The 19,379-nt window shown below is 61.5% G+C and carries 17 protein-coding genes; 13 read left to right on the top strand and 4 right to left on the bottom strand.

The window, feature by feature from the left end; translation table 11 throughout:
- The first annotated feature begins 101 nt into the window (after window positions 1–101).
- Both ACIOAU_RS15020 and tam read left to right on the top strand, forming a co-directional pair.
- The gene (locus ACIOAU_RS15020) at window positions 102–1,517 is read left to right on the top strand and encodes an amino acid permease (protein ID WP_101320351.1); all 1,416 of its coding nucleotides are present in this window, start codon (window positions 102–104) and stop codon (window positions 1,515–1,517) included.
- A gap of 124 nt (window positions 1,518–1,641) precedes the next feature.
- Window positions 1,642–2,418 (top strand): trans-aconitate 2-methyltransferase, encoded by a 777-nt coding sequence (gene tam / locus ACIOAU_RS15015; protein WP_101320349.1) that lies wholly within the window; start codon window positions 1,642–1,644, stop codon window positions 2,416–2,418.
- A gap of 39 nt (window positions 2,419–2,457) precedes the next feature.
- Here tam and ACIOAU_RS15010 read toward each other — a convergent pair whose 3' ends face one another.
- Window positions 2,458–3,327: a LysR substrate-binding domain-containing protein gene (locus ACIOAU_RS15010; protein ID WP_101320347.1), complete on the bottom strand. Its 870-nt coding sequence runs from the start codon at window positions 3,325–3,327 to the stop codon at window positions 2,458–2,460.
- Window positions 3,328–3,589: 262 nt separating this feature from the next.
- On the opposite strand from ACIOAU_RS15010, the gene ACIOAU_RS15005 reads away from it, so the two are divergent.
- The 5 genes from ACIOAU_RS15005 (at window position 3,590) to ACIOAU_RS14985 (ending at window position 9,669) form a co-directional block, all read left to right on the top strand.
- Complete coding sequence (locus tag ACIOAU_RS15005) at window positions 3,590–4,906, top strand: MFS transporter (protein WP_101320344.1); 1,317 nt, start codon at window positions 3,590–3,592, stop codon at window positions 4,904–4,906.
- A gap of 15 nt (window positions 4,907–4,921) precedes the next feature.
- Entirely contained in the window at window positions 4,922–6,313 is a 1,392-nt protein-coding gene (locus ACIOAU_RS15000; RefSeq protein ID WP_401182922.1) for an FAD-dependent oxidoreductase, read from the top strand.
- 125 nt (window positions 6,314–6,438) lie between these two features.
- Window positions 6,439–7,152, top strand: a complete 714-nt coding sequence (locus tag ACIOAU_RS14995; RefSeq protein ID WP_101320340.1) for a YebC/PmpR family DNA-binding transcriptional regulator — start codon at window positions 6,439–6,441, stop codon at window positions 7,150–7,152.
- 63 nt (window positions 7,153–7,215) lie between these two features.
- Window positions 7,216–8,160 carry a LysR family transcriptional regulator gene (locus ACIOAU_RS14990; protein WP_150568930.1) on the top strand — a complete coding sequence of 315 codons (945 nt, stop codon included), beginning with the start codon at window positions 7,216–7,218 and terminating at the stop codon, window positions 8,158–8,160.
- Window positions 8,161–8,256: 96 nt separating this feature from the next.
- On the top strand, window positions 8,257–9,669 hold the full coding sequence (locus ACIOAU_RS14985; protein ID WP_150568931.1) for a DOPA decarboxylase: 1,413 nt from the start codon (window positions 8,257–8,259) through the stop codon (window positions 9,667–9,669).
- 34 nt (window positions 9,670–9,703) lie between these two features.
- On the opposite strand, the gene ACIOAU_RS14980 is transcribed toward ACIOAU_RS14985, so the two are convergent.
- On the bottom strand, window positions 9,704–11,080 hold the full coding sequence (locus ACIOAU_RS14980; RefSeq protein ID WP_101320333.1) for an MFS transporter: 1,377 nt from the start codon (window positions 11,078–11,080) through the stop codon (window positions 9,704–9,706).
- A gap of 304 nt (window positions 11,081–11,384) precedes the next feature.
- Here ACIOAU_RS14980 and quiC point away from each other — a divergent pair, with 304 nt between their 5' ends.
- Window positions 11,385–13,292, top strand: a complete 1,908-nt coding sequence (quiC, locus tag ACIOAU_RS14975) for a 3-dehydroshikimate dehydratase QuiC (protein WP_101320331.1) — start codon at window positions 11,385–11,387, stop codon at window positions 13,290–13,292.
- Window positions 13,293–13,421: 129 nt separating this feature from the next.
- Window positions 13,422–14,093 carry a TetR/AcrR family transcriptional regulator gene (locus ACIOAU_RS14970; RefSeq protein ID WP_101320329.1) on the top strand — a complete coding sequence of 224 codons (672 nt, stop codon included), beginning with the start codon at window positions 13,422–13,424 and terminating at the stop codon, window positions 14,091–14,093.
- Window positions 14,094–14,098: 5 nt separating this feature from the next.
- Here ACIOAU_RS14970 and ACIOAU_RS14965 read toward each other — a convergent pair whose 3' ends face one another.
- Window positions 14,099–15,106: a GlxA family transcriptional regulator gene (locus ACIOAU_RS14965; RefSeq protein WP_101320326.1), complete on the bottom strand. Its 1,008-nt coding sequence runs from the start codon at window positions 15,104–15,106 to the stop codon at window positions 14,099–14,101.
- 141 nt (window positions 15,107–15,247) lie between these two features.
- Here ACIOAU_RS14965 and ACIOAU_RS14960 point away from each other — a divergent pair, with 141 nt between their 5' ends.
- The 4 genes from ACIOAU_RS14960 to ACIOAU_RS14945 all read left to right on the top strand — a co-directional run bounded on the left by ACIOAU_RS14960 (window position 15,248) and on the right by ACIOAU_RS14945 (window position 18,736).
- Window positions 15,248–15,718: an FAD/FMN-containing dehydrogenase gene (locus tag ACIOAU_RS14960; protein ID WP_401182915.1), complete on the top strand. Its 471-nt coding sequence runs from the start codon at window positions 15,248–15,250 to the stop codon at window positions 15,716–15,718.
- A gap of 73 nt (window positions 15,719–15,791) precedes the next feature.
- Window positions 15,792–16,004 carry a PLDc N-terminal domain-containing protein gene (locus tag ACIOAU_RS14955; protein ID WP_101320321.1) on the top strand — a complete coding sequence of 71 codons (213 nt, stop codon included), beginning with the start codon at window positions 15,792–15,794 and terminating at the stop codon, window positions 16,002–16,004.
- Between the two features lie 67 nt (window positions 16,005–16,071).
- Window positions 16,072–16,500, top strand: coding sequence for a RidA family protein (locus tag ACIOAU_RS14950; RefSeq protein WP_401182912.1), 429 nt, complete (start codon window positions 16,072–16,074; stop codon window positions 16,498–16,500).
- Window positions 16,501–16,612: 112 nt separating this feature from the next.
- Complete coding sequence (locus tag ACIOAU_RS14945; RefSeq protein ID WP_401182909.1) at window positions 16,613–18,736, top strand: EAL domain-containing protein; 2,124 nt, start codon at window positions 16,613–16,615, stop codon at window positions 18,734–18,736.
- Window positions 18,737–18,757: 21 nt separating this feature from the next.
- Here the strand turns inward: ACIOAU_RS14945 and ACIOAU_RS14940 are convergent, their stop codons facing one another.
- Window positions 18,758–19,126 (bottom strand): response regulator, encoded by a 369-nt coding sequence (locus ACIOAU_RS14940; protein ID WP_401182906.1) that lies wholly within the window; start codon window positions 19,124–19,126, stop codon window positions 18,758–18,760.
- Window positions 19,127–19,379 lie beyond the last annotated feature (253 nt).

Genomic DNA, 19,379 nt, shown 5'->3' with positions numbered 1-19,379 from the left:
CACAGCGCCTGCGCGCATCAGCATCGATGTACAGGTGAAACCGCTTGCCATCGGGGTTTCACGCAATTCCTTAGATAAAAAGAAGCACGGGGACACAACTGATGGACGCAACATCTACAACTACCGCATCCGAAAAAGGGGCGCCGGAGAGCAAGCTGAATGCTTCGCTCAAGTCGCGCCACCTGACGATGATGTCGATCGCCGGGGTTATCGGCGGTGCACTGTTCGTCGGCTCCGGCAGTGTCATTCACAGCGCCGGCCCTGCCGCGGTGCTGGCTTATCTGGCTGGCGGCATCCTGGTGGTGCTGATCATGCGCATGCTCGGTGAAATGGCGACGTCTTCGCCAGACACCGGCTCGTTCTCGACCTACGCCGACCGTGCCATTGGCCGTTGGGCCGGCTTCACCATCGGCTGGTTGTACTGGTGGTACTGGGTCATCCTGATGGCCTGGGAAGCGTATGTGGCGGGCAAGATCCTGCACGGTTTCTTCCCGGGGGTGAGCACCAATGTGTTCGTCCTGGCGACGACCCTGGTGCTGATCACGGTCAACTTCTTCAACGTCAAGCACTACGGCGAGTTCGAGTTCTGGTTTGCCTTGATCAAGGTGATTGCGATCGTCTGCTTCCTGATCGTGTGTGGCTCGGCGGTGTTGAATATCTGGCAGTTCGGTGAGGTCCGCGGGATCACTCACCTGACCGCCGAAGGCTTCATGCCGAACGGCTTTACCACGGTGATTGGTGCGCTGCTTGGGGTGATGTTCGCCTTCCTCGGTGCGGAGATCGTGACCATCGCTGCCTCCGAGTCGAAAGACCCGGCCGGGCAGATCGTCAAGGCGACCAACTCGGTGGTCTGGCGGGTGTGCCTGTTCTATGTCGGCTCGATCTTCCTGATCGTCTGCCTGGTGCCGTGGAATGACCCGCACCTGGGTGAGTCGGGCTATGGCGCTTATCGCCGTACGCTGGAACTGCTGGGCGTGCCATATGCCGAGCTGCTGATGAATTTCGTCGTGTTGACCTCGGTGAGCAGCTGCCTGATCTCGGGCCATTACACTGCCTCGCGCATGCTGTTCTCGCTGGCTCAGCGTGGCGACGCGCCGTCGTTCTTCAAGATCACCCGCGCCGGCACTGGCGTACCGGTGTTCGCGATCGTCGGTTCGTGCGCGGTGGCAGTGGTATGCGCGCTGATCAACTTCAGCGAGACGCTGCGGCCCAAGGACGTGCTCGACACCTTGATGAACACCACGGGCATGATCGCTTTGCTGGTGTACCTGGTGATCGCCTTCTCCCAACTGCGTATGCGCCGCAAATTGATTGCCGAAGGCAAGGAGATCCGCCTGCAGATGTGGCTGTTCCCTTGGCTGACCTACCTGGTGATTGCGTTTATCGTTGCTGCGCTGGTGACCATGGCGTTCATGCCTGATTACCAGATTCTGGTGGTTTCGACCGGTATTGCTGCCTGTGTGGTGGTGGCGATGGGTATTGTGCATCAGATCCGTTCGGCGAAAAAACTGCACTAAGCAACGCGCTGTATGATGTCGGCCGGTTCCCGCAAGGGGCCGGCCGCGTTTGTTTGTGCGGGTCTCACCGCGAACCCCTCGACATGGCTTATGCTAGCCGCTCAGCCGCCTACAGGAGCCGCCCATGGCCTGGTCTGCCAACCAATATTCGCTGTTTGAAGACGAACGCAGTCGCCCCGTGCGTGATCTGCTGGCGGCGGTGCCGCCGCGTCCAGTGCGTCACGCTACCGACCTTGGCTGTGGGCCGGGCAACTCCACCGAAGTGTTGTTGCAACGCTGCCCGGACGCTCAGGTGACAGCGCTCGACAGTGATCCGGACATGATCGACAAGGCCAATAAACGACCGCGTTTGAGTGTGCCGAGGGTGAGCTGCAAGATTGCCGACATCGCGACCTGGCAAGCAGCCGAACCACAGGACTTGATCCTCGCCAACGCTTCGCTGCAATGGCTCCCCGAGCACGCCACGCTGTATCCGCACCTGGTCCGCCAGCTCAGCGAAGGCGCCAGCCTTGCGGTGCAGACTCCGGACAACATCGACGAACCGGCCCACCGACAGATTCGCGAGATCGCCAAGCGCGGGCCATGGGCCGACAAGTTCGCTGACTTCTCGCTGCCGCCGCGGCATACCGCAGGGTTTTATTACGACTTGCTCAGCCCGCTGTGCAGCCGCGTCGACGTCTGGCGCACCACTTACCATCACCCCTTGGCCGGCGGTGCGCAGGCGGTGGTTGAATGGTTCAAAGGCTCGGCACTGCGACCTTACCTGGATCGTCTGAACGAAGCAGAACAGGCGGACTTTCTGCAGTTGTATCTGCAGGCGATGGAGCATGACTACCCAGCGTCCAGCGATGGCAAGCTGCTGCTGCCGTTCCCGCGCTTGTTTGTGCTTGCTACTCGCTAGCTGCGAAACCAGCGCCAGCTCAGGTAGGGCAGGGAGGGCTCAAAGCTCTTCCTGGACCAGCTGCAAAAAGGTCGCCACCACCCGGCGCGTACGTTGCTCGCTGAGGCAGACCAGTGTTTCAGTCAAGTGCCGCTGGCAGTCGACGATCGGCAGCGCACATACCCGAGCGTCGGCGCCAAACTCGGCAGCCGACACCACGCCAACGCCAATCCCCACTACCACCGCCTCGCGCGCAGCTTCGCGGCCTTCGACCTGAATTGCCGCGCGGATGCGCAGCCCTGCCCGGTGCATTTCCTCTTCCAGCGTCTGCCGCGTCACCGAGCCTGGTTCACGCAGCACCAGCGGCGTGTCGTCCAGATCAGCCAGGCTGATCGAGGCGCGACTGGCCCAGGGGTGGTTGTGCGACACAAACGCCACCATCGGGTCGCGGCGCATTGGCACGCAGTACAGGCGCTCGTCATCGACATCGCGGCCGAGCAGGGCGAGGTCGGCCTGATAGCTGAACAGGCGCGCCAGTGATTCATCGGTGTTGCCAGTCTCGATCTTGACCTGAATGCCGGGGTAACGCTGGCAGAAGCGGGCAATCTGCGGCAACACATGCACCGGCGCATCCACCGCCAACACCAGGCTGCCGGTGTGCAATGCACGCGAATCCTGTAGCAACTCGACGGCTTCGGCTTCGCAGGCGAACAGGCGCTGGGTCACGCCCAGCAGCCGCTCGCCGAGGTCGGTCAGTTGCACCGAGCGTTTATTGCGATGAAACAGCAGTACGCCAAAGCGCTCTTCGAGCTTGCGCACCTGGTCGGACACGGCTGGCTGAGTGAGAAACAGCTTTTGCGCCGCGCGCGTGAAGCTACCGTGTTGAGCGACCGCATGAAACGCCTTGAGCTGTGCCTGAGACACCGACATACCGCCTCCACTTACAAGCTGAGCTTATGTGTGAAATACGATAAATCGATTTTTGTTATCAGTCAGTAACTGTTTCTATGATCGACAGCTCCAGTGCGCAGCAAGACGCAGCGCGCTGGTGGCCATAGCAGCGGCGCGGTCATGTCAGCCGGCCCTGTTATCTGACCCGACGATGGCCACCGTCATGTAGTGCGACTCACAACAACAAGACAGGCGTTTTTTCACATTCTGCCGGCACACTTGAGCGAGAGGTCAGACTCCCATGAACCAAACCCTTGCTGCCATCAAACGGTGGCGTATTCAGATTTTCGCCATTACCTGGCTGGCCTACGCTGGCTTCTATTTTACCCGCAAGGCCTTCTCGGTGGCCAAGCTGGGCATCGGCGAAGACCCAAGCTTCATGCTCGACAAGGCGGCGATGGCCAACCTCGATGCCATCTATCTGGCTGCCTACGCAGTCGGCCAGTTCACCTGGGGCATGCTTGCCGACCGTTTCGGGCCGCGCGTGGTAGTGCTCGGCGGGTTGCTGATTTCAGCGGCGGCGGCGGTGGTGATGGGCAGCTACGCAACCTTCCCGATCTTTGCCACCTGCATGTTGATTCAGGGCCTTGCGCAGTCGACCGGTTGGGCGGGGTTGTGCAAGAACCTTGGCAGCTTCTTCCCTTCGTCGCAGCGCGGCCGGGTGCTGGGGCTGTGGAGCTCGTGCTACGCCTTTGGCGGGCTGGTGGCGTCACCGTTTGCCGGTTGGTGGGCGTATACCTTGATCGGCACCTGGCACGCGGCGTTTTTCTCCAGTGCGGTGGTGGTGGCGCTGGTGGCGGTGTTGTTCTTCTTTCTGCAACGCAACAAGCCTGAAGATGTTGGCCTGCCGGCGGTCGAGCCAGAGCCGCAGAGCATGGCTCCAGGGCCAAACCTGTGCAGCGTATGGCAACCGCTGCGCGAGATCCTGCGTAATCGCACGGTGCTGACACTGGGCCTGGCTTACTTTCTGTTGAAGCCAGCGCGCTACGCCATCTTGCTCTGGGGCCCGGTGATCGTGTTTGAACAGATGCCGTCGGTGGGCAAGGTGGGTGCTGCAATCATTCCCACCGCATTCGAGCTGGCCGGGCTGCTCGGGCCGATCATCATCGGGCTGGCGTCGGACAAGCTGTTCGGCGCCCGGCGCATGCCCGCCTGCGTGATCAGCCTGCTGCTGTTGACGGTGACCCTAGCGTTGTTCATGGCAGCGATGAACAGCGGCAGCATTGCCCTGGTGGTGGGCCTGCTGTTTGTCATGGGCCTGACCTTGTACGGCCCCGATTCAATGATCAGCGGCGCCGCTGCAATTGACTTTGGCAGCGCCAAGGCCGGTGCCACCGCCGCAGGCTTCGTCAACGGTTGCGGCTCGGTGGGCGCGGTGCTGGGCGGCTTGCTGCCGGGCTACTTCGACAGCGTCACGGTATTCATCGTATTTGCTGGCTGCGCGCTGTTCTCCGCACTGGTGCTGCTGCCGCACTGGAACAGCCGCCCGGTCGCCGCCGAACAGGTGGTCGACGTTGCCCCCAATACCAGCATGGCAATCAAGCCACTGCGCAGTTAAAGGAAAGCCCAAGCGATGAGACCCTTCTGGCTGCAACAAGCCCTGGATCAGGAGCAGGACGCACTGTGCCCGCCGCTGAGCGCCGACATCCGTTGTGATGTGTGCATCGTCGGTGGTGGTTACACCGGCTTGTGGACGGCATTGATGATCAAGGAGCAGGCGCCGCAGCTGGAGGTGGTGCTGATCGAAGCCGATATCTGCGGCGCCGGGGCCAGTGGCCGCAACGGCGGTTGTGCGTTGTCCTGGTCGGCCAAGTACTTCACCCTCGAGCGCTTGTTCGGCGCGGCCGAAGCGGTGCGCCTGGTGCGCGAATCGGAGCGCAGTATTGCGGCCATCGGCGAATATTGCGCAGCCAATGGCATCTATTGCGACTACCGCATGGATGGCACCCTGTACACCGCCAGCAACGCCGCGCAACTGGGCGGTACCGATGCGGTGATTGCCGCCCTGGCGCGTCAGGGCATCAATTCTTTCGAGCGACTGGCGCTTGAGCAGGTGCAGCAGCGGGCGGGCTCTGCGCGCCATCTTGAAGGCTGGTTCTCGCCGGCCGCCGCGACAGTGCAGCCGGGCCGGCTGGTGCGTGGTTTGCGCCGCGTTGCGTTGCAGCGCGGGGTGCGCATATACGAAGGCACGGCCATGACCAGCCTTGAGCATGGCGCACCGGTACAGGTGCGCACTGCTCATGCAACGGTCCGTGCTGATCGAGTGGTGCTGGGCCTCAATGCCTGGATGGCGCGGGCGTTCCCGCAGTTCGAGCGCAGCGTGGCAATCGTCTCCAGCGATATGGTGATCACCGAGCCGTGCCCTGAGCTGCTCGATGAGATCGGCCTGGACAGCGGCATCAGCGTGCTCGACTCGCGCATCTTCGTGCATTACTACCACAACACCAGCGACGGCCGGCTGATGCTCGGCAAGGGCGGCAATACCTTTGCCTACGGCGGGCGCATGCTGCCGGTGTTTGACCAGCCTTCGCCGTACCAGCCGCTGCTGCGCCAGACGCTCGACGACTTCTTCCCGGCGCTGGCCGAGGTGCCGATTGTGGCGAGCTGGAACGGGCCGTCGGACCGTTCGGTAACCGGCTTGCCCTTCTTCGGGCGCTTGGACGGGCAGGGCAATGTCTTCTACGGCTTCGGCTATTCAGGCAGTGGCGTCGGCCCGTGTCATATGGGCGGGCAGATTCTCTCGTCACTGGCCTTGGGGCTGGACAACCCCTGGACCCGATCAGGGCTGGTCAAAGGCCCACTGGGGCAGTTTCCGCCGGAGCCGATCCGTTATCTGGGCTCGCTGCTGGTGCGCGATGCGATCCGCCGCAAGGAGCGGGCAGAAGACCGCGGCATGCGGCCACGGCGGCTGGACGTGCGCCTGGCCAGGTATGCCGCAGCCGCCGGCAAAGCCGACAAAGGCTGATATTGATCAAGCCTCAGTGCCGGCTGGCGCTGCAGGCGCGAGATTTTTTGCCGAGGGCCGTATAAACTGCTGCCACTTTGGCCGGTCGCTTCCTGAACCGGCCCGCTGAAACGTAGAGAGTCGACATGGGCGCACAGTGGAAAGCCAAGCACAGAGAAACCGCAGCCAATGCCAAAGGCAAGATCATGGGCAAGCTGGCCAAGGAAATTCAGATCGCTGCCAAATCCGGCGCCGACCCTGACTCCAACTCGCGTCTGCGTCTGGCGATAGAACAGGCCAAAAAGGCCTCGATGACCCGCGAGACCCTCGAGCGGGCGATCCGCAAAGGCGCAGGCCTGGATGGCGACGCGGTGCAGTACACCGCCGTCAGCTACGAAGGCTTCGCGCCACATCAGGTGCCGCTGATCGTCGAGTGCCTGACCGACAACGTCAACCGCACCGTCGCCCAGATCCGCGTGCTGTTCCGCAAGGGCCAGTTGGGCGCCAGCGGTTCGGTAGCCTGGGACTTCAACCATGTTGGCCTGATCGAAGCCACCCCGGACAACGCTGACGCCGATCCGGAAATGGCTGCCATCGAAGCCGGCGCGCAGGACTTCGAAGAAGGTGAAGAGGAGGGCGCGACCCTGTTCATCACCGACACGACCGACGTCGACGCTGTACAGAAGGCGTTGCCAGCGCAGGGCTTTACCGTGATTTCGGCAAAAATCGGCTACACCCCGAAAAACCCGGTAAGTGCTGCCAGCCTCAGTGCCGAGGCTCTGGCCGAAGTTGAAGCGTTCCTCGAAGCGATCAACGACAACGACGACGTGCAGAACGTCTACGTCGGCCTGACTGACTGATCAGTGCACGGGGGCCGCACTGCGGCCCTTTCGCGGCGCAACGCTGCTTTTGTGTGGTACGTCATGCATCCTGTCTTCGCCTCGCTCAGTCTCTCCCATCTTCGGACCCTCGATTGTCTGCTTGAGCTGAAAAACCTCAGCCATGCCGGTGCGCGCCTGGGCGTCAGCCAGTCGGCTTTGAGCCGGCAGTTGGCCAGCTTGCGCGAGGCGTTCGATGATCCATTGCTGGTCCGTCAGGGCCGTGGTTACGTGCTCAGCGAGCATGCCGAGGCGCTGGTCGAGCCGCTGCGCCAGGTCCTCGAAGCCTTACAGGCGCTGCGCGAGCCGGCTGTGTTCGACCCAGCGAGGTGCGAGCGGCGCTTTTGTCTGGCCGCGTCGGATTACGTTGCCGAGCATATGTTGCCGTTGCTGGTGGCGGCGCTTGAAGTTGAGGCACCAGGGGTGTCGCTGGATTTTCGTACCTGGCAGGCAGGGCAGTATGCGCAGCTCGCCAGCGGTGAGATCGACCTGGCCACGACGCTGTTCGACGAGTCGCCGGCCAACCTTCATGGCCGCCTGCTCGGCGAAGACCGCGCCGTATGCCTGATGCGCGCTGATCACCCACTGACCGCCCGTGAGCTTTTGAGTCAGGATGATTATCTGGCCTTCAAGCATGTGCGTATCAGTGGCGGCGGTGACAAGGACAGCTTCATTGATCGCCACCTGCGGGCGCAGGGGCTGCAGCGCCGGATCAGCCTGGAGGTGCCGTTCTTTTCGGCTACCGTACAGGTGGTTGGCAACAGCCAGGCGCTGGTGACGGTGCCCGAGCACATTGCTCGGCAGCTGGCCCGGTTGCACGGCCTGGCCTGGCGGCCGTTAGCCTTTGTCGAGCACAGCCAGCGCTACTGGGTGGTCTGGCATCAGCGCTTGCAGGCGTCGGCCGAGCACCGCTGGCTGCGCAACCGGGTCTACGAAGTGTGGCGTCAGTCGCAGTTCGGTGTGCACGGCGGGCATGCGCCTTCGCCATAGTACCTATGCACCAGGCGGGGTTATTGCGCGACGGCCCTGCGCCTAGACTGGACTGCAGCAACAGCAGCCCATTCTCAGCCCGCAAGGAGCCCGCGCGTGACCCCCGAACAATTTCGCCAACACGGCCACCAACTGATCGACCTGATTGCCGACTATCGCCAGACCATCGCCGAGCGCCCGGTCATGGCGCAGGTCGAGCCCGGCTATTTGAAAGCCGCCTTGCCTGTGGCTGCGCCGGATCAAGGCGAGCCCTTCGAAGCCATCCTCGACGATTTCAACAAGCTGGTCATGCCCGGCCTGTCGCACTGGCAGCACCCAGACTTTTATGGCTACTTCCCCTCCAACGGCACCCTGTCGTCAGTTTTGGGCGACTTTCTCAGTACCGGCCTGGGCGTGCTCGGCTTGTCCTGGCAATCCAGCCCGGCCCTGAGCGAGCTGGAAGAAACCACCCTCGACTGGCTGCGACAATTGCTGGGTTTGTCTACGCAGTGGAGCGGGGTGATCCAGGACACTGCATCGACCAGCACCCTGGTGGCGTTGATCTGCGCCCGCGAGCGCGCCAGTGACTTTGCCCTGACCCGTGGTGGTTTGCAGGGCCAGCCCAAGCCGCTGATCGTATATGCCAGCGCCCACGCCCACAGCTCGGTGGACAAAGCGGCTTTGCTGGCAGGGTTCGGTCGCGAAAACATCCGCCTGATCGCCACCGACGAGCAATTCGCCATGCAGCCAGCGGCGTTGCAGGCGGCCATCGAGGCTGACCTGGCGGCGGGTAATCAACCGTGCGCGGTAGTCGCCACCACCGGTACCACGACCACCACTGCGCTGGACCCGCTGGCAGCGATCGGCGCTATCAGCCAGGCGCACCAACTATGGCTGCATGTCGACTCAGCCATGGCTGGCTCGGCGATGATCCTGCCTGAGTGTCGCTGGATGTGGGACGGTATCGAGCTGGCCGACTCGGTCGTGGTCAACGCGCACAAGTGGCTGGGGGTGGCCTTCGATTGCTCGCTTTACTACGTGCGCGACCCGCAGCACCTGATTCGGGTGATGAGCACCAACCCGAGTTACTTGCAGTCGGCGGTCGACGGCGAGGTGAAGAACCTGCGTGACTGGGGCATTCCGCTGGGGCGGCGCTTCCGTGCGTTGAAGCTATGGTTGATGCTGCGCAGCGAAGGGGTGGAGGCCTTGCAGCAGCGCTTGCGCCGCGATCTGGACAACGCTCGCTGGCTGGCCGCTCAGGTCGAGGCCGCAGAAGATTGGCAGGTGTTGGCGCCGGTGCAGTTGCAGACGTTGTGTATTCGTCACTGCCCGGACGGGCTGGAAGGTGCGGCGCTGGATGCGCATACCCGGGCCTGGGCTGATCGACTCAATGGTTCGGGGTTGGCGTACGTCACGCCGGCAACGCTGGAAGGGCAGTGGATGGTGCGGGTATCGGTAGGGGCGCTGCCCACCGAGCGTGAGCATGTCGAACGCTTGTGGGCCAACTTGCAGGCGGTGGTCAGCGCTTGAAACGGCTGGGGCTGCATGCAGCCCCAGGCAGTTTTTACTGAGTTGCAGCAGTGTTGAGGCTGCCTTTGCGGGTGGCTTCGTAGGTATCTTTGTCCATCGGTTTGGCATTCGGGTTGCCGAGGTCTTCCATCGCCAGACGGTGCGTCTCGGGAGCCACGTAGGCAGCCAGGGCGCAGATGCAGGTGATGAAGAACGCCGAGCCACCTACCACCAGCCAGATGTTTTCCGAGCCTGGCGGCGCGATGGCGGCGAATACCGCTGGCAGCATGGCAGTGAACATGGTGCCGATGTTCTGCGCGATAGCCATGGCCGAGACGCGGTAGCGAGTATTGAACAGCTCCGGGAAGAAGCTTGGGAATACCGCGTTGTAACCTTGGTAGACCATGCCCCACATCAGGATCGATGCGCAAAAGGCCAGCGGCACGTTCTCGATGCTGATCGCATACAGGTAAGCGAAGGCCAGCAGGCCCGAGCCCATGCAGCCGGCAATCATGGTTGGACGACGGCCGATCTTGTCAGACAGGTTGCCAACGAACGGGATCACCAGCACTGCGACGATGTTGCCGACTACCGGGATCCATAGGTACACGCTCTTGTCGAAGCCGATGCCGTAAGCCGGCTGCACCGCATAGGCTGCACCGAACACGGTGGCAACGACTGGGATAACGTTCATCAGGGCCATGAACATGACCAGGACCATGTGCTTCCAGCTGTACTTGAACGCTTCCTTGACTGGCGAGCGGGCGATCTTGTCCTGCTTCTCTTCCTTGACGAAGGCCGGGGTCTCGTGGACTTCCTTACGGATGATGAAACCGGCTACCAGGACGAATGCGCTGAGCAGGAACGGAATGCGCCAGCCCCACTCGTTGAAGGCTTCGCTTGGCATGAAGTAGGCCAGTGGCAGGAACACCGCCGCAGCCAGTACCTGACCTGCTTGAACCCCTTGCAGGGTGAAGCTGGCGAAGTAACCTCGGCGTCCGAACGGCGCATGCTCCATGATCATCGAGCTGGCGCCGGAGATCTCACCGGCGACCGCAAAGCCCTGAACCAGGCGCAGCAGCACAAGAATGATCGGGGCAATGATGCCAATGTCATGGTAGGTCGGCAGCAGGCCAACGGCCATGGTCGAGATACCCATGAGGAACATGCACAGCAGCAGAACGTTTTTGCGGCCGCGGGTATCACCCCAGTGACCGAGCACAACGGCACCCACCGGACGGGCCAGGTAACCGACACCGTAAGTCGCCAGCGAGGCGATGATGGCCATTTTCGGGTCCATCGACGGGAAGAAGATCTGCGGGAAGATCAGTGCTGCGGCTTGGGCGTAGATGAAAAAGTCGTAGTACTCGAGGGCCGAGCCGATCCACCCACTGGCGGTCGCTTTCTTGGCTTGAGAGCTGGAGTGAGCCATTGTTGTCTCCGTTGTTCTTGTTATTGAACTTATTATGTCGTGACGCTGGGCTTGTCGGTACAGGGTCCGCTGAACGTTCGCAGGGCAGTGAGGAGTTCGAATGGTCTGTAACTGGATTCATGGTTGCCCAGGCTCGAGCACCGAATCAATTCGCCAAATTCGCTTTTGTTCGGTAATCGAACAAAAACTAACTGTTTCGTACAAAAGTCATTGATGGCGGGACTTTACCCGCGAATAATCGATTCTGCCAAGCACCTGCAAGGGTTTTTTGGCTGACGCTTCTCAAATAACAAGGAACTCCAGCATGCAGCGTTCGATTGCCACCGTGTCCTTGAGCGGCACTCTGCCAGAAAAACTCGAAGCCATCGCCGCAGCCGGCTTTGACGGCGTCGAGATTTTCGAAAATGACCTGCTCTACTACGCCGGCAGCCCGCGCGAGATCCGCCAGATGTGCGCCGATCTGGGCATCGCCATCACCCTGTTCCAGCCCTTTCGCGACTTCGAAGGCTGCCGCCGCGACCGTCTGCAGAAAAACCTCGACCGCGCCGAGCGCAAGTTCGACCTGATGCAGGAGCTGGGCACGGATTTGGTGCTGGTGTGCAGCAACGTGCAGGCGGACGCGCTGAGCGATGAGCAGATCCTGGTCGACGACCTGCGCCTGCTGGCCGAACATGCTGGTGCCCGCGGCCTGCGTATTGGCTACGAAGCCTTGGCCTGGGGCCGTCACGTCAATACCTACCAGCAGGTCTGGAACCTGGTACGCCAGGCCGACCACCCGGCGCTGGGGGTGATCCTCGACAGCTTCCACACCCTGTCGCTCAAGGGCGACCCGAGTGCAATCCGGCAGATTCCGGGCGACAAGATCTTCTTCGTGCAAATGGCCGATGCGCCGATCCTGGCCATGGACGTGCTGGAGTGGAGCCGGCACTTCCGCTGCTTCCCGGGGCAAGGCGAAATGGACCTGGCCGGTTTCCTCGCGCCGATTCTGCAGACCGGTTACCGCGGGCCGTTGTCGCTGGAAATCTTCAACGATGGCTTCCGCGCTGCACCTACCCGGCAGAACGCTGCCGATGGCCTGCGTTCGCTGTTGTACCTGGAAGAAAAAACCCGCCTGCAATTGCAGCGTGAGGCCCAGCCGATCGAGCCTGAGGTACTGTTTGACCCGGCGCCAGCCAGTACCTACGACGGTGTCGAGTTCCTTGAGTTTGCCGTCGATGAAGCGGTAGGGGCACGTCTGAGTGGTTGGCTCAAGCGCCTGGGCTTTGTCGAGGCGGGTGCACACCGCAGCAAGGGTGTCCGGCTGCTGCGCCAAGGCGATATCAACATCGTGCTCAACGCTGAGCCCTATTCATTCGCGCATAACTTCTTCGAAGCCCATGGCCCTTCGTTGTGCGCCACCGCACTGCGGGTCAAGGACGGCCAGGCTGCCTTGCAGCGTGCCACCGCCTACCGTGGCCAGCCATTCCGTGGCCTGGTCGGGCCCAACGAGCGCGAGATCCCGGCCGTGCGTGCGCCGGATGGCAGCCTGATCTACCTGGTCGAGCAGGCCGGTGCCGGGCATACCATCTACGACAGCGATTTCCGTCTGGATGCCGCCAGCGGCGCCAGTGGTGGCCTGCAACGTATCGACCACATGGCCCTGGCCCTGCCGGCCGAATCGCTGGACAGTTGGGTGCTGTTCTACAAGAGCCTGTTCGACTTCGAGGCCGACGACGAGGTGGTCTTGCCCGACCCCTACGGCCTGGTCAAGAGCCGTGCCTTGCGCAGCCAGTGTGGCACCCTGCGCTTGCCGCTGAATATCTCGGAGAACCGCAACACTGCGATTGCCCACGCATTGTCCAGCTATCGTGGATCGGGCGTCCACCACATCGCCTTTGACTGTGCCGACATCTTCAGTGAAGTGGCGCGGGCAAAAAACGCCGGTGTGCCGCTGCTGGAAATCCCCCTGAACTACTACGACGACCTCGCTGCGCGGTTTGATTTCGACGACGAGTTCCTCAGTGAGCTGGCCTACTACAACGTGCTGTACGACCGTGACGCCCAAGGCGGCGAGCTGTTCCACGTGTATACCGAGCCGTTCGAAGAGCGTTTCTTCTTCGAAATCATCCAGCGCAAGGGTGGTTATGCCGGTTACGGCGCAGCCAACGTCGCGGTCCGCCTGGCGGCCATGGCCAAGGCCCGCAGCGGGGCAGCACGCAAACCTGTGTTGTAAGGCAAGCGCCGGCCCAGCGGCCGGCGCACCTGTCACAAAACCTGACCAATGCGACCATCTGCGTGCTTCCCTGCGTCGCAGCAGTCACGGATAATCCCTCCAATTCCAATAATTAGCCTGTGAGTGGGTATGAGTGATTCCGTAGTCAGCCTCGGCGAGCCCGCCCTGGAAGGGGCGCGCAAATCGCGCAAGAACAACCCGGAGAAGACCCGCGAGGACATCCTCCAGGCCGCCATTGGCGAGTTCGTTCAGCAAGGCCTGGCCGGCGCCCGCGTCGACGCCATCGCCGAGCGTACTGCCACCTCCAAGCGCATGATCTATTACTACTTCGGCAGCAAGGAGCAGCTCTACGTCGAGTGCCTGGTCAAGCTCTATGGCGACATTCGCAAGACCGAGCGCAGCCTCGATCTGGAGACCTTGCCGCCAGAGCAGGCCATCCGCCGGCTGGTGGAGTTCACCTTCGACCACCACGACCACAACGTCGACTTCGTACGTATCGTCTCGACTGAAAACATCCACTATGGCGAATACGTCAAGCAATCACCGGTCATCCGCGAGATGAGCAGCGTGGTGCTGGAGACACTGGGTCACACGCTCGAGCGCGGCGTTGCCGAGGGCGTGTTCCGCGAGGGTATCGAAGTCATCGACCTGCATATGCTGATGAGCTCGTTCTGCTTCTACCGGGTCTCCAACCGGCACACCTTCAGCGAGATTTTCCAGATCGACATGACCGATGACCAGGTCAAGCAGCGCCACAAACAGATGATCGGCGACGTCGTACTGCGCTATATCCGTGCCTGAACGGGCTATTCGCCCAGGCGTTGCTCGCGCGACGGCGGATAGCCAAAGTAGGCTGCATAGCACTTGCTGAAGTGCGACACCGAGACAAACCCGCAGGCGACGGCGACTTCCATCACCGACAGGTCCGAGTACTGCAGCAGGCGGCGGCTCTTGGTGATGCGCAGCTCCATGTAGTAGCGCCGCGGCGAGGTGCCCAGTTGCGCCTGGAACAGGCGGTCGATCTGGCGCCGCGAGCGGTCACTGTAAGCGGCCAGCTGGTCCAGGCTGAGGGTCTCTTCGAGGTTGTTTTCCATCAGTTCGACTATGGTGCGCAGGTGCAGGCTCATGGATTTTTTCGCGCCAGGTCCGACCTGGCGGTAGCGCGCCCCGGAGAACGATAGAATCTCCTCGACGCCTTCGGCCAGGGCGTCACCGTACAAGCGCCGTACCAGCCCAAGCATCAATTCCATCGCGCCATTGGGGCTGGCTGCTGTCAGCCGATCACGGTCAAGGGTAAAGCTTGCCGGGGTGATCCGCGTTTGCGGGCTGCGCTCGGCCAAGCTGGCACGCTGTTCGGGGTGAACGCTGCAGCCATAGTCACTCAAAACTCCGGCCCGCCCGAGAAACCACGCACCGTTCCACAGCCCGCCCAAGGCCAGGCCATGATGGTTGCAATCCTGCAGTAGCCGATCCAGCGCCGGGTACTTGAGTGGAGTACGCAAACCGCCGCAGATGATCAACAGATCAGCCTGTTTGAGGGTTGCCGGATCCAGATCGGTGGCGATCAGCTCAAGGCCCAGGTCGCTTTGCACGCGTTCGCCATCCAGCGACAACGGGGTGAAGCCGAAGCTGTCGGCGCGCAGCAGGTTGGCCGTGACCAGTACGTCCATTGCCACGGTGAAACTGGCCATCGAGAAGTGTTCGAGCAAGACGAAATCGACCTGGTAGGGCTTGTGCACACTGGCATCTGCGGACTTGGTCCGGAACATGTTGCTGGTGCTGGTCTTCTTGCTGAATTGACGAGGTGTGGCCACTGCCGGCTCCGCTTCCTGGCTGACGCGGTGAGTGTGCTGCGGGCGCCGGGCAAAGACAACAGAGGCGGCGCTGGGGTGGTAGTTGAGGTCGTTATTGGCGACATGCTCTATGCTGGCAGGCCGTCAATCCGAGTAATCCAGATGAAATTCGCCGCCGCCCTGTTACTTGCCTGCCTGCCGCTCGTGGCCAATGCCGTTGCAGTTGGTGATCAACTCGCGCCCTGGACCCTGCAGGATCAGCACGACCAGAGCTACACTCTGGATGGCGACACGCGCATTCTGCTTGTGGCCCGCGACATGGACGGCGCCAAGCTGGTCAAGGCGGCCATCGCCGAGCAGCCCAAGGGGTATCTAGAGGCGCGGCATGCAGTGTTCGTCGCGGATATCCAGCGTATGCCGTCTATAATCAGCAAGCTGTTCGCCATTCCAGCCATGCGTGACTACAGCTACCGGGTCATGCTTGATCGTCAAGGTGAAGTCGCCAGCCGTTACCCTGGGCAGGAAGGCCAGGTGCTCTGGTTGCAACTGGACCACAGTCGCGTGGTAGCAAAACAGCAGTTCAGCGATGCCAAGGCGCTGCAAAGTGCGCTGGATCAGGTGACGAAGCCCTGAGACGGGCTGAATCGGAATGAACCCTTGCGCCCTCTGCGGGACCAAAGCATTACATGCTCACGGGAGGACGCTTATGGAAATCGGAACGATCTGGATCATCGTCGCCGCTGTGGTCATCGCCCTGGAAATCTGGGCGATCTGGAACATCATCGGCAGCGAACGGCGAGCGGAGCGAAAAATGCTCTGGATCGTCTTTGTCGTCTACGCGCCAGTGCCTGGGCTGTTGTTCTGGATGTGGCGCGGCCCGCGGGCGGTCAAAGGCCGTCACGTGCTGGAAGAAAAATAATCCTCTTGACCTCGGGTTAACCTGAGGTTTGATACTCGGTCGTTCTTTCACTCGATGGAGCGACCGCATGTCCCCCGTTTTCCAATTGTCCAATCCCGACAGCCTTTATGACCCCAGCGCCAATGCTTATTCGCATGTTGCTCAGGTCCGCTCCGACAGCTGCCTGCTGTATGTAGCCGGGCAGGGCGGCGAAAACGCTCAGGGTAACCTTTCAGCACTTTTTGCTGAGCAGGTGGCCCAGGCGTTGCTCAACCTGCAGCTGGCGCTGGCTTCAAAAGGTGCCGGTCTGGGCCATGTATTCAAACTCACCTTGCTTATCGTTGATCACAGCGAAGAGCGTCTGCGCCAATGGGTGCAGGCGGCAGATCAGGCCTGGGGCGAGCACATGAAGCCCACCTGCACGCTAATCCCGGTGCCACGTCTGGCGCTTGATGGGATGCTGATAGAGGTTGACGCAGTCGCTGCCATCGCAGGGCAGGGCGCAAGCGGCCGCTAGGCTCTGATCAAGTTCACAAAGAACTCTCCTGCGCGGCATAATGCCATTGTCTGCTCCGGCCCGGCCTACCCGCCGGGCCTTTTATTGTGCGTGTTGCCGATCAGAGAAGCTCATGTCGCTAGTCAGTAATCCCGACGTCATGTATCGCCTGTTGATTCAGAGTGTGGTGGATTACGCCATCTACATGCTCACGCCCGAAGGCGTGGTCGCCAACTGGAACCCGGGGGCGCAACGCGCCAAGGGCTACAGCGCCGAGGAAATAGTCGGGCAGCACTACTCGCTGTTCTACGATCATGAGGATCGCGCTGCCGGGATCCCGCAGCGCAATCTGGAACTGGCCCGCAGCACCGGACGGTTTGAAGAGCAGGGGTGGCGACTGCGCAAGGACGGCAGCGCGTTCCGTGCGCATGTGGTCATCGATGCGGTGCTCGATGCTGATGGGCAACTGCTCGGTTTTGCCAAGATCACCCGCGACGTGTCCGAGCGGCATCGCTACGAGCAGGAGTTGCTCAAGGCCAAGGAGCTAGCCGAGCAGCATAGTCAGGAAATGGCCGACCTGTCGCGTTTTCTCGACTCGGTGATCGCCAACATTCCGGCCAGCCTGATCGTCCAGGATCTCGACAGCCATCGCATCCTGTTGGCCAATCAGCAGGCCGAACGTCTGTTTGGCGGCCAGGGTGCGAGCATGATCGGCCAGTTGCCAGAGGACTGCCTGCAGCCAGAGGCGGCCGATTACCTCCAGCAGCAGTTGACGCGTGGTTCGCGCAGTAGCAAGGGCTACGCCTCGGAAACTCGGGTGAATACGGCCTGTGGCCCGCGAACCTTGCGCAGCCGAGCATCGCTCAGCGAAAACCGCGATGGCCAGCCGGACTATGTGCTGTTCGTGGCTGAGGATGCGACCGAAGAGCTGGCCGCGCATGCGCAGATCCATCATATGGCGCACCACGATGCCTTGACCGGGTTGCCTAACCGCACGTTGTTCCATGAACGCCTGAAGCAGGCGCTGCTGCGCGCAGAGGAGAGTGGCAAGCTCACCGCCGCGTTGTGCCTGGACCTGGACAACTTCAAGAACATCAACGACTCCCTCGGCCACGCCTTCGGCGACAAGCTGCTGCGTGCGCTGGGCACTCGCCTGCGCGGTGAACTGCGCGATCAGGACACCTTGGCGCGGCTTGGCGGGGATGAGTTCGCTGTCGTCCTCAACGGCATGGACAGCCCGCAAGCCGCCTGTGTCACCGCCCGTCGCCTGATCGAGGCGATGGCCCCGGTATTTCGTATCGAAGGCCATCAGTTCAGCGTTGGCGTCAGTATCGGCATCGCCATTGCGCCGAATGACCATGAACACGCCGAGCAACTGCTGGGCTACGCCGACATGGCTTTGTACGAGGCCAAGCGCAACGGCCGCAATCGTTATGAGTGCTTCCATCTCGAACTCGACAATGCCGCCCGTCAGCGCCGTCTGGTTGAAACCGACCTGCGCACTGCCTTGCACCTGGGCCAGTTGCAACTGCATTACCAGCCGGTGGTCGACCAGCAGACCCATGCGGTCACGGGTTACGAAGCATTGCTGCGCTGGGAGCATCCCATTCGCGGCATGATCATGCCGATGGACTTTATTCCGATCGCCGAAGAAACCGGGCTGATTCACGAGATAGGCGCCCGCGCGCTGAATCTTGCCTGCCAGGAGGCGGCCACCTGGGGCACCGATCAGGTGGTGTCGGTCAACCTCTCGCCCGTGCAGTTCAAAAGCGGCAACCTGTTACACGTCGTGACTTTGGCATTGGCGGACTCGGGCTTACCTGCTCACCGTCTGGAGCTGGAGATCACTGAATCGGTTCTATTGGGTAACAGCGAAGAGAACGTCAATACCCTGCGGGCGCTGAAGGAGCTCGGTGCGTCGATCTCGCTGGACGATTTCGGCACCGGCTATTCATCGCTGGGGTATCTGCGCTCGTTCCCGTTCGATCGAATCAAGATCGACAAGTCGTTCGTCAATGACATGTGTGACAGTCGCGAAGCGATGTCGATCATCCGCGCCATCACTGAGCTGTCCAGCAGCCTGATGATCAAGACCACTGCAGAAGGGGTCGAGACGCCCGAACAGATGGAACTGCTGCGCGCCGAGGGTTGCTCGCACTTCCAGGGATTCTTGTATGGACGGCCGGTGCCGGCCAGCGAGCGCTTGATTACAGTGAGCCAAATCGACGGCGCCCGGCCCGCTGCAACCAAGTTGTGACAGCTGTCTTTTAGCTGTGAGTCAGGCCTGCGTTGAGTTTGCAGGCCCGATCATCTGCACGACCTTGTCGCGCAACTGGTCGATACTGAACGGCTTGCCGATCGAGTGCATGCCTTCCGGCACGCTCAAGCTGTCGGCATAACCACTGGCAAACAGCACGGGTAGCAGCGGGCGAATTTCCCGTGCTTTACCCGCCAGATCCTGACCGCTCATATCGGGCAAGCCGACGTCGGTCATCAGCAGGTCCAACGGCGTTGCAGAGTCATTGAGGATAACCAGGGCACTGGTGGCGTCTGCTGCTTCGATCACCTTATAGCCAAGATCCTCGAGCACTTCGACCATCAGCATACGTACGATGTCGTCGTCTTCGACTACTAGGAGGGGGTGCATGTCGCGGTCCTGTACCAGATAAGTGTCTCTACTCTGTGCCCGTATCAGGCCCAGAAGTTCCCAATATAACGTTCACTGCAATCAGATGGAACGATTGGCGCACTCCGTTCTCAAATACTGGCTAAATGCCCCTGCCACAAATGGCAAAGCTGGTTAGACTTCGCTGTCAGACCCGCCAGTGGGACACTGCAGCAGCATCTTGCAGGTGCCGGCACCCTCGGTATTCAATGGTTAATTCGCTCGGGCGTTATCA

Origin of the sequence: Pseudomonas sp. NPDC088322 (assembly GCF_044740745.1) — a bacterium.
GTDB classification, from domain to species: domain Bacteria; phylum Pseudomonadota; class Gammaproteobacteria; order Pseudomonadales; family Pseudomonadaceae; genus Aquipseudomonas; species Aquipseudomonas shirazensis.
Note: the sequence above shows the minus strand (reverse complement) of the source record. Positions and strands in the feature narration are given on the sequence as shown.